At 74.1% G+C, this 13,534-nt stretch carries 10 protein-coding genes; 1 reads left to right on the top strand and 9 read right to left on the bottom strand.

What is annotated here, in order from left to right; genetic code table 11:
* Positions 1-39: 39 nt before the first annotated feature.
* From ABEB06_RS29725 to ABEB06_RS29715, 3 genes are read right to left on the bottom strand one after another with little or no spacing between them, the layout of a single operon-like run.
* Positions 40-1,314: a family 16 glycosylhydrolase gene (locus tag ABEB06_RS29725; RefSeq protein ID WP_345699980.1), complete on the bottom strand. Its 1,275-nt coding sequence runs from the start codon at positions 1,312-1,314 to the stop codon at positions 40-42.
* A gap of 5 nt (positions 1,315-1,319) precedes the next feature.
* The gene (locus ABEB06_RS29720) at positions 1,320-3,188 is read right to left on the bottom strand and encodes a glycosyltransferase (RefSeq protein WP_345699979.1); all 1,869 of its coding nucleotides are present in this window, start codon (positions 3,186-3,188) and stop codon (positions 1,320-1,322) included.
* Positions 3,185-4,381 (bottom strand): NAD(P)-binding domain-containing protein, encoded by a 1,197-nt coding sequence (locus ABEB06_RS29715; RefSeq protein ID WP_345702038.1) that lies wholly within the window; start codon positions 4,379-4,381, stop codon positions 3,185-3,187. Before ABEB06_RS29715 ends, ABEB06_RS29720 begins: the two co-directional genes overlap by 4 nt.
* Before the next feature lie 258 nt (positions 4,382-4,639).
* On the opposite strand from ABEB06_RS29715, the gene ABEB06_RS29710 reads away from it, so the two are divergent.
* Positions 4,640-5,929: a carboxylate--amine ligase gene (locus ABEB06_RS29710; RefSeq protein WP_345699978.1), complete on the top strand. Its 1,290-nt coding sequence runs from the start codon at positions 4,640-4,642 to the stop codon at positions 5,927-5,929.
* Here the strand turns inward: ABEB06_RS29710 and ABEB06_RS29705 are convergent.
* From ABEB06_RS29705 to ABEB06_RS29680, 6 genes are all read right to left on the bottom strand, one after another.
* A complete protein-coding gene (locus ABEB06_RS29705) occupies positions 5,884-6,684 on the bottom strand; it encodes a polysaccharide deacetylase family protein (protein WP_345699977.1) in 801 nt (266 codons plus the stop codon). The genes ABEB06_RS29710 and ABEB06_RS29705 overlap by 46 nt on opposite strands.
* On the bottom strand, positions 6,681-7,640 hold the full coding sequence (locus tag ABEB06_RS29700) for a glycosyltransferase family 2 protein (protein WP_345699976.1): 960 nt from the start codon (positions 7,638-7,640) through the stop codon (positions 6,681-6,683). The genes ABEB06_RS29705 and ABEB06_RS29700 overlap by 4 nt, the downstream gene beginning before the upstream one ends.
* Positions 7,630-9,018, bottom strand: coding sequence for a lipopolysaccharide biosynthesis protein (locus ABEB06_RS29695; protein WP_345699975.1), 1,389 nt, complete (start codon positions 9,016-9,018; stop codon positions 7,630-7,632). The genes ABEB06_RS29700 and ABEB06_RS29695 overlap by 11 nt, the downstream gene beginning before the upstream one ends.
* Before the next feature lie 6 nt (positions 9,019-9,024).
* Positions 9,025-10,341, bottom strand: a complete 1,317-nt coding sequence (locus tag ABEB06_RS29690) for a glycosyltransferase family 2 protein (RefSeq protein ID WP_345699974.1) — start codon at positions 10,339-10,341, stop codon at positions 9,025-9,027.
* A 5-nt stretch (positions 10,342-10,346) separates the two neighbouring features.
* Positions 10,347-11,174, bottom strand: coding sequence for a glycosyltransferase family 2 protein (locus ABEB06_RS29685; RefSeq protein WP_345699973.1), 828 nt, complete (start codon positions 11,172-11,174; stop codon positions 10,347-10,349).
* 275 nt (positions 11,175-11,449) lie between these two features.
* Entirely contained in the window at positions 11,450-13,519 is a 2,070-nt protein-coding gene (locus ABEB06_RS29680) for a putative bifunctional diguanylate cyclase/phosphodiesterase (RefSeq protein WP_425559811.1), read from the bottom strand.
* Positions 13,520-13,534 lie beyond the last annotated feature (15 nt).

The following is a 13,534-nucleotide window of genomic DNA, read 5'->3' as shown; positions in this document are numbered from 1 at the left end:
CCTAGCCGGTGGACGCGTACAAGACAATTGAACACCCGATCAGGACGGCCGCTGCCAGACCCGCACCCAGTCCACCTTGAACGTCGCGGTGTCGACGTCGGCGGGCGGCGGGACGGGGTAGCCGACCGCGAGGTTGATCAGGATCTCCATCGGGACGTTCGGGATCTTCTGCGGCTCGGTCACCCGGAAGCGCTCGACCCCGTCCACGTACCAGGTCAGCGAGGTCGGCTCCCAGTCCACCGCGAAGACGTGGAACCCGGCGGGGAAGTCCACCGGGCCGTAGCGGTCGGCCTGGTGGGTGTCGCTCCCGTCCGGCTCCGCCCAGTGGACGGTCATCTGCACCGAGCGCGCGTCCGAGATGAACTCGGCGACGTCCAGCTCGGGCGGGACCTTCCGGGCCTCGGGCAGCAGCCAGAACGCCGGGAACATGGTGTCCTCGTCCGGGACCCGCAGCGCCGCCGCGAAGTAGCCGTAGGTGAAGGTGTGGCGCGGGGGCGCGTCCCAGGAGTCGCGGCCGGTGGTGATCATGCCGGAGGTCCAGGGGTAGACCTTGCCGTCGGAGCCGACGGTCCTGCGGCGCTCGGCCACCAGCTGCGCCTCGCCATCCGCGACCTTCACCTGGGAGGGCAGGTACCACTCCAGCTCGTGGTTGCCGGCGTTGGTGCAGCCGTCGTCGTTCCAGTCGTAGCAGGTGGCCCAGTCGGCGCGGTCGAGCCGGGAGCCGAGGAAGTCGTCCTCGAAGACCTTCTTCCAGGGGCCGGGTGCGGTCGGGACGGACAGGTCCACGCTTGCCGTGGACCGTGGCGCCGACAGGCCGATCGGCATGGCCGAGGACCCTCCGCAGGCCGTCGTCAGGGCCAGCAGTCCGGCCGACCCCAGGCCGGCGACCCGGCGCAGCCGGCCGTCCGGCGCGGCCTTCTCCCCCGGCGGCTCGGCCGGTCGCGGCCCCGGCCGGCGCATCCGCTCCCGGTCGAGGACGGCGGCGACCAGCACCAGCAGCGTGGTGAGCACCGCGAGCGCGGCCGTCGCGCGGGCCACCGTGAAGGCCCGGGCCAGGTAGAAGGCCTCGGCGACCAGCGCGGTCAGCGCGAGGCTCAGGGCCACCGAGAGCACCGCCCGCTCCAGCGTGTCGAGCGGCAGGCCGCGCCGGAGGGTGAACGGGTGGACCAGCCGGACCAGCGCCAGACCGGGGCAGACGACGAGGAAGGCGGCGGTGACCGCCAGCCGCAGCAGGTCGGGGCCGGGCAGTGCGGTGCAGGCCAGCGCGGCCCAGCCGGACAGCGCGAGCCAGCCGCGGCGGAGGAGCCGGTCCATGGGAATCACCCTCCTCCGGTGGATCCGGCCGGTACCGGGTTCGGCACGAACCGGTAGACCACGGCGTCGTCGTTGCGGTAGACCACAGTGAAGCGCCGGGAGAGGTCGGCGGCCTGCTGCATTCGGCCGATCGTGTCGGCGGGCAGCAGGCCGGTGAGGTAGGTCTCGGCGGCCTGGCCGCGGGTCAGGATCAGGTAGGCCGGGACGCCGGGCGGGGTGTTCTGCAGCGAGTCGAAGATGCCGGAGAGCGGGTCGTGGGACAGCTCCCGGACCTGGTCCGGGGTGCCGCGGAACAGCTCGTTCCTCGGGTGCAGGTCGTAGTCCTGCGCGGCGCCGGGGAGGGTTCCGCTCAGGGTGACCACCAGGGCGCCCGGCGGCGCCGTCGCGACGGCCCGGCGGACCGCCTCCGCCTCCTGGGTGGTGAAGTAGTTCATCGCCTCCTTGCTGTAGTAGCCGAAGAACAGCCCGCCGAGCAGGGCCGCGGACACCGTCACCGCCACCGCCGCCCGCCACTTCGGGTGCGGACCGGCCGGCAGCAGCAGCGCCGCGATCAGGAACGCGGTGGACGGCAGCGCGACCAGGTACGCCCGGAAGACCATCTCCCCGCCGTAGGGGTTGGCCACCACCAGGGGCAGCGGCGCGACCGCCAGGATCGGGACGGCGGTGTGCCGCACCCAGGGCCGGCGGATCACGCAGAGCAGCGCGAGGCCGAACACCGCGGCCGACAGGCCCCGGTCGATCCAGGCCACCAGCACCTGGCCGGGCGCCGCCGCGCCGAGCCCGACGAAGCCGGAGACCAGGTTGCCGTCCGGCGAGAGCAGGGCGTCGACGAGCGAGTGGATGTTGGCGGCCAGGTAGGGGCGCGCCACGGTGAGGTCCCACAGCACCGTGAGGACCAGGGCCCCGGCCAGCGCCGGCAGCACCGTCCGGCGGTTGCGCCTCGGGATCGCCAGGCCGAGCAGCGCGGCGACCAGCATCACCGGGGTGAGCTGGTGGGAGGAGGCGATCACCGCCTCCAGCACGAACACCGGGACCAGCAGGATCCCCAGGCCGTGCCCCTTCGACGGGTCCGCGCCGTGCCGGGCGGCCATCGGGTCCGCGCCGCCCCCGCCGGGCGAGGACCGGGCGGGCAGCCGCCGGACCACCAGCGCGATCACGGTGACGTACAGCAGGAACGCGAAGGCCTGCGGGGCGAAGTAGTCCTGCCCGACCCAGGAGCAGGAGTAGAAGATCCACACCGCGCCCCAGACCAGGGTCCGGTTGCGGGTCACCGCGCGGTAGAGCAGCAGCAGCGGGGCGAGCAGCAGGGCGTTGGTGACCGGCGGGGCCCACGCCGCGAAGCCCAGGATCGAGTGCTCCCCGGTCACCCGCAACAGGAGGCCGCTCAGCACGAAGAAGCCCGGCCACTGGTTGTAGATCTCGAAGCCCTGGGCGTCGGGGACCGGCCCGTTGTGCCGGATCATCGCGTCGACCACGGCGACGTGCTTCCACGCCCAGGCGTAGCGCAGCGTCGGGTAGAGCAGCGTGGGCGTCGCGTGGATCATCGCGATCAGCCCGAGCACGTACCCGGTCAACTGACCGGTGCGGGTGCGCCGGTTCGCCAGGGAGAGCGCGAAGCCGACGGTCAGCAGCCCGACGGCCACCCAGTACAGCGGCGGGAGCACCTGGAGCAGGCCGAGGTCGCCCATCCGGTCCAGCGGGACGTTCCGCAGGGCCAGCAGCCACAGGCCGACGGAGAGCGGCAGCAGCGCGTACGAGGCGTACACCGCCGCGCGGCGGCCCCGCGAGGCCGCGGGGGCCTCGGGCGGGGCCGTCGTGGCGCTCCGGCCGGTCGCGCCGGCCGTTGTCGCCGTCCGCCGGGACAGCGGGCTCACCTGCGCCGTCCTCCCGTCCCGCCGGCCACCGCGGCGCTGATGGTGCGGGCGGCGAATCCGGTGCCGGCGACGAAGCGCTGCACCGGGCCGAAGGTCGCGGCGGCGGACAGGCCGGTGAAGTACAGGCCCGGGACCGAGGCCTGGAAGTCCGCGCCGAGCAGCGGCGCCCCGCGGGTGCGGCGGACCGCCCGCCGGATCTCCGGGGAGAGCAGCGTGAGCCGGTCCACGTCCACCCGGTAGCCGGTGGCGACCAGCACGTGGTCGGCCTCCAGCTCGATCGTGCCGGCCTCGCCGCGCAGGGTCAGCCGCGCCGAGTCGGCGCCGGCCGCGACGGCGGTCACCCGGTACCCGGCGAGCGTGTCGATCCTCCCGTCGTAGCGCTCGCGCAGCCACCACCCGCCGGACGGCCCCAGCACGGTCTTCACCAGCCGGTGCCGGGTGTCCTCCGGGAGCAGCCGGAACCACGCCGGGGCGTTGGCGAAGCCGTACAGGGACCAGCCCGGCCCGAGCGAGGACCAGGGCTTGGCGAGCCGGGTCGGCAGCGGCCGGTCGCGGCCGGAGTCGCCGGCCGGCGGATCGCCGAAGAGGATCCGGTGCGCCCGCGCGACGACGGTGGGCAGCGCCCCCGCCTCGTGCAGCAGCACCGCGCTCTCCAGCGCCGACTGTCCGGCGCCCACCACGGCGACGCGCTGCCCGGCGAACCGCGACAGGTCGTCGTGCGCGGAGGGGTGCGAGGCGACGCCGGCCTCGACCAGCGGGACGAATTCCGGCGCGACGTACGCGTAGGGGCCGAGCCCGGTGGCCATCACCACCCGGTGGCTGGTGAACACCTCGTCCGTCTCCAGCTCCACGCGGAACCCCGCGGGGTCGCTGTCGATCCGGCGGACCACGGTCCGTTCCAGCTCCGGGGCGCAGGACTTCTGGAACCACTCCCCGTAGCGGATGAAGTCCTCGATGGCGACCGGGTGCAGGTCGCCCGCCGGAGGCCGGTCTTCGAGCGCGTTGAAGGCGTTCAGGCCGAAGCGGCCGGCGGGGTCGGAGATCGAGGAGGCGGCCGGCGTGGACTTGAGGAACATCCCCACCGGCATCCTGACGCGCCAGCTCTCCATGGGTATCCCGAACATGCGGACCGGGACACGGCGTGCCCGGAGGTGCGCCACGGTGGCCAGGCCGTACGGTCCGGCGCCGACCACGGTGACCGGTACGGCTGATGCATTGGCACTGGAGTACACGGTGCCCTCCAGGGGGTTTCGACACTCAGTGATCGATCCCTCGTACAGCTTGCACCCCCGCGGACCCGACGGCATGTCCGCTGCCCGGTCCGGGCCCCGCCGACGGGGGACGGCGGGGGCAAGCACGGTCGCGACGGTCGCGCGGAGTGCCGAGAATGGGTCACGGGCCGACCGTCTGCTCCAGCACCCCGACGGTGCGATCGGTGAGGGAGTGCCCTGATGACGCGCAACCGGATCGACCTCGACCGTGACGTCCCCGTGCTCCTGGTACGGGTGGGGCACTACCCCCAGCACCACGGTGTGGTGGGCGCGATCCGCAGCCTCGGCCGGCTCGGCGTACCGGTGTACGCCATGGTGGAGAACCGCTGGACCCCGGCCGCCCGCTCCCGCTACCTGACCGCCGGGTTCGTCGCGCCCTGCTCGGGGCTGGAACCGACGCGGCAGCTGGTGGACACCGTCATGGGGCTGGGCCGTGCCGTCGGGCGGCGCGCGGTCGCCCTGCCCACCGACGACGAGGCCGCGGTGCTCCTCGCCGAGAACGCGCAGGAGCTGGCCGAGCACTTCCTGCTGCCGTCGGTGCCCTCCGGTCTGCCCCGGCGGCTGGCCGACAAGGCGGGGCTGTACGAGATCTGCACCGCCACCGGCACGCCGACCCCGCGCGCCGCCGCCCCGCCGGACCTGGACGCGGTGCGGGCCACCGCCCTCGCGTGGGGCTACCCGCTGATCCTCAAGAACCTGGCGCCCTACACCCGGCTGCGCAGTCCGGTGGTCGGCCACAGCACGGTCGTCCGCGACGAGGCGGAGCTGGTGTCGTTCTGCGCACCGGGCGCCGGAGCGAACGGTGACGGTCCGTCGGTCCTGCTCCAGGAGTACCTGCCGCCCGAGCACTCGCAGGACTGGTGCGCGCATCTGGTCTGCGGTCCGGGCGGTGAGCCGCTCACGGTCTTCACCGGGCGCAAGGTCCGGTCCTGGCCGCCCGACGCGGGGGTGACCGCCCGCGGCTCCGCGGAGTCCAGCCCCGAACTGGCCCGCCTGGCCGCCGAGCTGTGCCGGCGGATCGGCTACGCCGGGGCCGCCGACATGGACTGGCGGTACGACGGCCGGGACGGCCGGTACAAGCTGGTCGACTTCAATCCGCGGACGGGCGCCCAGTTCCGGATGTTCGAGACGGTCGACGGCGTCGACGTCGTCCGGGCGCTGCACCTGTCGCTGACCGGGCGTCCGGTGCCGGACGGGCCGCAGCGGGAGCGGCAGTTCGCCAGCGCCCTGCTGGACGTCCCGTCCGCCCTGGTGCAGGCCTGGAACGAGCGGCGCGTCCCCCCGTCGGTCGGCCCTCGGCGGAGCACCGAGCGGGCCTGGCTCTGCCGCGACGACCCGCTCCCGGGCCTGGTGGAGCTCGGCTGGTACAGCGGGACGGTCGCCGACAAGGCGGTGGGCGCCGCGCGCCGGATCCGGGGCGCCCATCAGCACGCCACCGGGCGGCCCAGCGAGGACCGCACCCGGCGGTAGACCCGCCAGGCCCTCGTCCGCAGGTGCTCGGGGAACGGCGCGACCGGCGCGCCGCGCCCGTCGGCCCACTGCTGGAACCGCTCGGCCGGGGTGTCGGCCATCACCATCAGCCGGGCGATCCGCAGCGGATCGTCCTGGGCGGAGCTGAAGGCGTTCACCACCGCGGTCGCGGAGCCGAACCCGGCCGCGGCGACGCAGCGGCGGACCGCGGCGCTGGAGTAGCCGTGCGGGTAGGCGAAGGCGCGGACGTGGTGCCCGAGCGCGTCCTCCAGGTCGGCGCGGCTCCCCTTCACCTCGTCGGCGAGCCGGCGGGCGGGCAGCGTGTCCAGCTGGGCGTGGGTGCGCGAGTGGGCGCCGAGTTCGAAGCCGAGCGCGTCCAGGGTGCTGACCTGGCGCCAGTTCAGCATCGGCGCTTCGGGCAGCATGCTCCCCGAGGCGCGGCCGCCGGGCACCCGGATGGCGCCGGTGGTGAGGTAGAGGGTGGCCGGCAGGTCCCGCTCGGTCAGCAGCGGGGCGACGGTCCAGTAGAAGTCCTCGTGGCCGTCGTCGAAGGTGAGCACGGCGCAGCGGTCCGGGAGCGGCGGGCCGCCGCGGAGGGCGGCGACCAGGCTGCGCAGCGGGACGACGGTGCGGCCGCTGGCCTCGATCCGGTCGAGCTGCTCGACGAACGCCTTCGGGGAGACCGTGTAGGGCGCGATCCAGGGCTCCGGGTCGTCGGACACCGAGTGGTAGATGAAGACCGGTACCGGAGTCATGGCGTGCCTCCCGTGGCGGGTGCGGACGCCGGGAGCCGGATGCGGCCGGCGGTGTATCCCAGGCCCGCGGCCAGGACTCCGCCGCCCAGCGCCGCCAGCCGGCGGGGGGCCGGGCTGCGCGGACGCAGGCAGCGGACGAGGGCCCGCGGGATCGTGGAGCGGAGGTAGGTGCGTTCCGAGGCGAGCCCGGGGCCCCGGCCGGACAGCCGCGCGACCGCGGCCTTGGACAGGCCCTCGGCGTAGCAGCGGGAGAGGAAGTAGGTCCAAGTGGCCCGGGAGTCGGGGACGTGATGGCTGACCGTCGCGGCGGGCTCGTAGCGCAGTTCGGCGCCGGGGCGGCGCCTGCTGAGCCGCAGGCACAGCTCGGTCTCCTCGCAGCCGAGCGGGCGGGTGCCGACCCGGCCGAGGTCGGTGCGGAATCCTCCGGCCGCGAGCACCTCGGCCCGCCGGAACGACATGTTGGCCCCGATGAAGTTGCGCACCGGCCCGGACCGTTCGGGCAGTCCCCGGTAGCTGCAGCCGACCACCCAGTCGAACTCGGGCGGGAACCAGGGCGGCCGGGCGCTGTCCCAGCGGGGGCGGACCAGCCCGCCCACCCCGAGCACCTCCGGTTCCCGGTAGGCGGCCAGCAGGTGCTCGGTCCAGCACGGGTCGGCGGCCGCGTCGTCGTCGAGGAAGGCGACCACCTCGCCGCCGGCCTCGGCCAGGCCGGTGTTCCGGGCGCCGGACAGGCCGCGCCGGCCGGTGTTGTCGACCACCCGCACCCCGGTCAGGAACTCCCGTGCGTAGGACTCCAGTTCGGGGCAGTGGTCGATCACCAGCAGCACCTCCTGCACCGGCCGGTACTGGTGCTGCACGGACCGTACGGCCCGGTGCAGGTCCTCGACGCGGGCCATGGTGTAGGCGCAGATCACCACGCTGAGGCTGCGGGTGGCGGAAACCGAGTCAGGTGACATGGCCGACTCCGATCGGTCCGGGGCGCCGGGAGCGGGCGGCACGCGGCAGCCAGGTCGGGAGCATGAGCAGGAGCGGGACGGCGAGCACGCTCTCGGCGACCAGCCAGGCCAGGCCCACCCCGGCCAGCCCGATGACGGGCAGCAGCAGGACCGTCAGGGTGAGCACCATGACGCACAGGGCGGCCTGGAGGCCGACCATCCAGCGCAGTGCCTGCCGGGCCCGGGCCACGTCGACGGCGACGTCCAGCACCAGGTTGGGCAGGGCGGAGAGGGCGAGCAGCCGCAGGACGGTGGTGCCGTGCTCGGCGTAGGAGCCGCCGAAGAGCGACAGCACCACGGGGGCGAGGGCCACCACGACGCCGATGCCGACCGCGAGCAGGAGGCCCGCGTGCCGCAGCACCCGGCGGCCGAGCTCGCTCAGCCGCTCGGGGGCGCGGACCGCCTCGACGAGCAGGGAGTTCCCCATGTTGAGGGCGGCGAGGTAGAAGGTGTAGGCGACGACCCAGGCGAGCGCGAAGTGGGCGCTGGCTGCCGGGCCCAGCTCGTTGAGCACCAGCAGCGGGGTGATGTTGTAGGCGACCCCGCGGAGCAGGGCGCCGAGGTAGTCGGCGGTCGCGTAGCGCACCATCCGGGGCTGCGGCCGGCCCTCCGGCGCGGAGCGCTCGTGCTGCGGGAGCGCCCGGCGGAACAGGTACACGTTGGTGACGACGATCGAGACCACCAGCGCGCCGCTCCACGAGAGCAGGATGCCGGTGGTGGAGACCCAGGCGACCAGCAGGCCCAGCAGGCCCACCTTGGCGACGGCGAAGAGGGCGTTCTCGGCGAGCACCCAGTGCGGCCGGCGCAGGCCGGTGAGCACGCCGTCCTGGAGGACGAAGAGGCTGTAGCCGGCGACCGAGAGGGTGAAGGCGACCACCATGCCGGGGCTGTGCAGGAACCCCAGCTGGGGGGCGAAGGAGGGGAGGAGCAGCAGGAAGACCCCGGCGGCCAGGCCGCTGACCAGGGTGCTGAGGCCGTAGCTGCGGAGCACGATGCGGCGCGAGTGGCGCCCCGCGGTCGGGACGAAGCGGACCAGCACGTCACCCAGGTTGAGCTGGCCGATCCCGGAGAGCAGGGCCGCCATCGACAGCGCGGCGTAGGAGCGGCCGACCGTTTCCGCGCTGTACCAGCGGGTGGCCAGCAGCCAGAACAGCGCGCCGATCGCCGCGGCCACCACGGAGCTGAGGGTCAGCACGTACCCGTTGCGCAGCAGCGGCTCGCCCCGGACGACGGTCCGGGCCCGGGCCCGGACCAGGCAGCGGAAGGAGCAGGGCGCGGGCAGCTCGCACGGGCACCCGGTGCCGGGGGCCGAGGTGCGGGCCGCGGTGGTGTGCAGCACGGCGGATCACCGCGCCGCGGTCCTGCTGCGCAGGGCGCTGCGCAGGTAGCCGACCGGACCGTACAGCAGTCCTTCGAGTTCCAGCCGGGAGATCCGGGAGGAGCACGTGCGGGGCGAGGTGCGGCCGACGCCGGCGACCCGGCCGCTCCGGCGGCTGCGGGCGAGCGCGTAGCGCACGCCGCGCGGGAGGCGGCGGAGCATGGCGGGCAGCACGGCCGGCTCGCGGGCGACGGCGGCGACCAGGTAGGCGCCGAGGCCGGCCCCGTAGCCGTACGCCTGGCCGTAGAGGTCGCGCTCGGTGCGGCGGTGCCGGTGCCAGACGATCGCGTCGGGCTGGTAGACCAGCGTCCAGCCGCGGGTGATCACCTGGAAGAAGGCGAGCAGGTCGTGGCCGCCGAAGGCGAGCGTGCCGGTGCCGATGACCGGGTCGAAGCCGCCGATGGCGCGGAGCACGTCGGTCCGGAAGGCCATGTTGGCGCCCGAGCCGAACTGTCCGGCGGTGAAGGGGAAGAGGGGGTCGCGGGTGGGCCGGTCGAGGGACCAGGCCTGCGAGGCGAAGCCCTTCTCGAAGTTGCCGTGCTCGTGCAGGGCCGCCTGGGCGGCGGTCTCCAGCTCGGCCGGCAGGATCAGGCCGGTGACGCACCCGACCCGGTCGTCGGCGAACCCGGCCGCCACCGCCCCGACCCAGTCCGGGTCGAGCAGGCAGTCGTCGTCGGCGATCGCGAGGATCTCGCCCCGCGCCGCGGCCAGGGCCCGGTTGTGGGCCCGGGCGACGCCCGGCAGGTCCTCGCGCAGGTAGCGCACCCGGTCGGCGTACCGGCCGCGGACCAGGGTCTCGGCGGCGCCGCTGTCCGGCGCGCTGTCGACCACGATCACCTCGTACCGCGGGTAGGGGTTGCGGAGCAGGGTGTCGAGGCACTGGCGGAGCATCGCGGGCCGGTTGTGGGTGGCGACGACCACGCTGACCAGGGGCGTGCCCGCTTGCACCCGGGCGCGGCCGACCCGACTGTGCCGCGCCGCGGGTGCCGCGGTGGACTGCGCGGGGACGTGGAGTTCCCGGTAGGCGGCGTCGACCAGCGCGCGGCACAGCGAGGCGGGGTCGCCCGCCGTACCGGTGGCCTGGACCAGACCGAGCGGGTGCCCGTGCAGCCGCACCAACGCCAACACGCGGCCTTCGGGGTCGGCCGGTCCGGATCCGCCGGGAGAGCGCAGCTCGTCCGGTTCGTCCAGGTCCAGTTCGACGACCCTGACGGGGGTGTAGAGCGAGTCACGGACGGCAAAGCGGGGGCAGGCAGCTTCGGCGCGCCGGTCGGAGCCTTCCATCTTCCTCACTCCTCCCTCGTGGCAACGGCCGTCGCCGCCCTGGCGCCGGGACGTTCGGCGATCAGGGTGCGCAGGACCCGGCGGCCGTCGGAAACGGCGTGGAGGTGCGAGCGACCACTGCGGCGGGGGAGTTCGAGGCTCGGGACCTCGGCGAGGCGCAGGCCCGAGCGCAAGGCGTGGGCGACCATCTCGGCCTCGATCTCGAAGCCGGTGGAGCGCAGGTCGAGTTCGGCCAGGAAGCTGCGGCGGAACGCGCAGTACCCGTAGCAGAGGTCGGTCAGGTGGGCGCCGTACAGGTGGTTGACCACGGAGAGCAGCACGCGGTTGCCGGCCGCCCGGATCCGGGTGAAGTCCAGCGAGCCGCCGCCGGCGATGCACCGCGAGCCCTTGACGAAGTCGTAGCCGTTGTCGAGGAAGTGCAGGTAGTGCGGGATCTCGCCGGGCCACATCGAGCCGTCGGCGTCCATCATCACGATGTACTCGCCGGTGGCGGCGGCGAAGCCGGTGCGCAGCGCGGTGCCCTTGCCGGGGCCGGTCTGCTGCACGCTGCGGACGGTCGGCAGGCACTCCCGGGCCACCGCGACGGTGGCGTCGCTGGAGGAGCCGTCGACCAGGATGACCTCGTCGACGCAGCTCGGGATCTGCTCGAACACCCAGGGGATGTTGCGGGCCTCGTCCCGGGCCGGGACGATCAGGCTGACGGAGTGGCGGGTGACGAAGTCGGTCTTGCGGCGCATCGGCAGCTGCCTGGCCGGGAGCCGGTCGCCGGCCCGGCGCATGGGGGTGGACAGTACACCGTCGACGTGGTGGTCGGAGGGCGCAGTGGTGCTCATCGTCGAGGAACCCCTCGGGAAGCACACGGGCACACCGGTGCCCGGTGGATGGTGAAGAGAGCGAAGCACGACGCGCGGGCGTGCGATCCGTGTGATCCCCCGGATCGGCTGTCCCTCGAGGACAGGCCCCCCACAGGCCCCAGAACTGGCGTCGGCACTCTCGGCGTCCGGAGGACGCCCCTGGCAACGCCTGGTGGACCGCGTAAGAAGCGGTACCAGCTGCCCTCATCTTCGGACGGATCCGGACAGCACGTCAAGGGCTTTGTCCGAATTTTCTAGCTTTCGCGAGCAAGGTCCGTTTCGGGGAGGTTCGCCTCGGCGATCCTCCGGGCGATCTCGCCGGGCCGCACCGGCCGGCCGAAGTGCCAGCCCTGCGCCCAGTCGCACCCCATCAGCCGCAGCCGCTCGGCGTCCGCGCGGCTCTCCACGCCCTCGGCGGTGACCGTCAGGCCGAGCGTGTGGGCCAGCGAGACAAGGCCGCTGACGATCCGCCAGCCCAGGTGGGTGTCCTTGGCCGGGTCGTGCAGGTCGCCGACGAAGGAGCCGGCGATCTTCAGCGCGGAGACCGGCAGGTCGCGCAGGTAGGCGAGGTTGGACCAGCCGGTGCCGAAGTCGTCCACGGCCAGCGAGACGCCCATGTCGACCAGGGCGTGCAGCGCCTTCAGCGCCTCGTCCTCCGGGCCGACCACGGTGGACTCGGTGATCTCCAGTTGCAGCCGGGAGGGCTCCAGGCCGGTGGTGCGCAGCACCCGGTCGACGTCCGCCACCAGCCCCGCGTTGCGGGCCTGACGGACCGCCAGGTTGACGGAGAGTTTGGGCGCGCGGTCGCCGAACCGGGCCACCCAGTCGGCGGCCTGCCCGCAGGCCTGCTCCAGCACCCAGCGGCCGAGCGGCATGATCAGCCCGGTCTCCTCGGCGACGCCGACGAACTCGTCCGGCCCGAGCACGCCCAGCTGCGGGTGGCGCCAGCGCACCAGCGCCTCGACGCCGGCCATCGAGCCGTCCGCCAGGTCGACCATCGGCTGGTAGTCGATGAAGAACTCGCCGCGGTCCAGCGCGGCCGGCATCCGCACCGACACCGCGTACCGGCTGACCGCGCGGGCGTTCTCCTTCGGGTCGAACAGCGTCCAGCGGCCCCGGCCGGCCTCCTTGGCCCGGTACAGGGTCAGGTCCGCGGCCCGGACCGCGGCGCCCGGAGTGGTGGTGGCGATCCGCCGCTCCAGCACGCCGACACTGGCCCCGACGGCCAGCTTGTGGTCGCCGATCAGCACCGGTTTGGCCAGCGCGGCCAGCACCGTCTTGGCGGCGGCCACCGCCTCCTGCTCGCCCCGGCAGTTCTCCAGCAGCACCACGAACTCGTCGCCGCCCAGGCGCGCCACCAGGTGGCCGAGCGGGGTCAGCGCCGACTCCAGGCGGCCCGCGACGGCGGTCAGCAGCTGGTCGCCCATGTCGTGGCCGAGCGAGTCGTTGACCACCTTGAAGCCGTCCAGGTCGACGTAGCACAGCCCGAAGCGGGCCCCCGGCTCCGGCTCCTCGAAGAGCTTCTCCAGCCGCTCGAAGAAGGCCGCCCGGTTGGGCAGGCCGGTCAGCGGGTCGTGGGTGGCCTGGTGGCGCAGCCGCTCCTGCAGCCGGTAGCGGTCGGTGATGTCCTCCAGCATCGCCACCTGGTAGAGCGGCGTGCCGTCGTCGTCGCGGATCAGCGACACGGTCAGGTGGGTCCACACCACCTCGCCGTCCCGGCGGTAGTACGGCTTGTCGAACTGGAAGTACTCCCGTTTGCCGCTGATCAGGTCCTCGTACGCCTCCCAGACGCCCGGGGTGTCCTCGGGGTGCACCAGGTCGTTGACCCGCACCCCGGTCAGGTCCGCCGGGCCGCCGCCGAAGATCTCGCCGAGCGCCCGGTTGACCGCCAGGATGTTGCCGTCGGTGTCGCCCAGGCCGATCCCGATCGCGGCGCTCTCGAACAGCGCCCGGAACCGCGCCTCGGACGCCCGCAGCGCCTTCTCCACCTCCTGGCGCGCGGTGTCCGCGGCCAGCCGGATGGACTCCTGCTCACGCAGCGTGCGCTCGCGCAGCGCCGCCGCCCAGCCCGCCGCGAAGGCGCCGCACAGTGCCGGGCCCCGGCCGTCGTCCGGGAGCGACTGGCGGGTCAGCAGGTGGAGCGCGTCGGAGAGCACCGCGGGGTCGCTGAAGTGGTTGTCGACCAGCATCGCGCCGGCCTGCTCGGCCAGCCGGGCCTGGAACGGCTGCTCGTGGCCGGCCCGGTGCAGCAGCTCGGCGCTGCGCTCGGCCAGCTGCTGCAGTTCCTCGGGGTGAACCGCGCTGCCGTGGCCGGACCGGAGCATCCCGGCCCAGGCCGC

The organism is Kitasatospora terrestris (assembly GCF_039542905.1).
GTDB lineage: Bacteria > Actinomycetota > Actinomycetes > Streptomycetales > Streptomycetaceae > Kitasatospora > Kitasatospora terrestris.
This window is presented reverse-complemented; position numbering and strand designations above follow the sequence as displayed.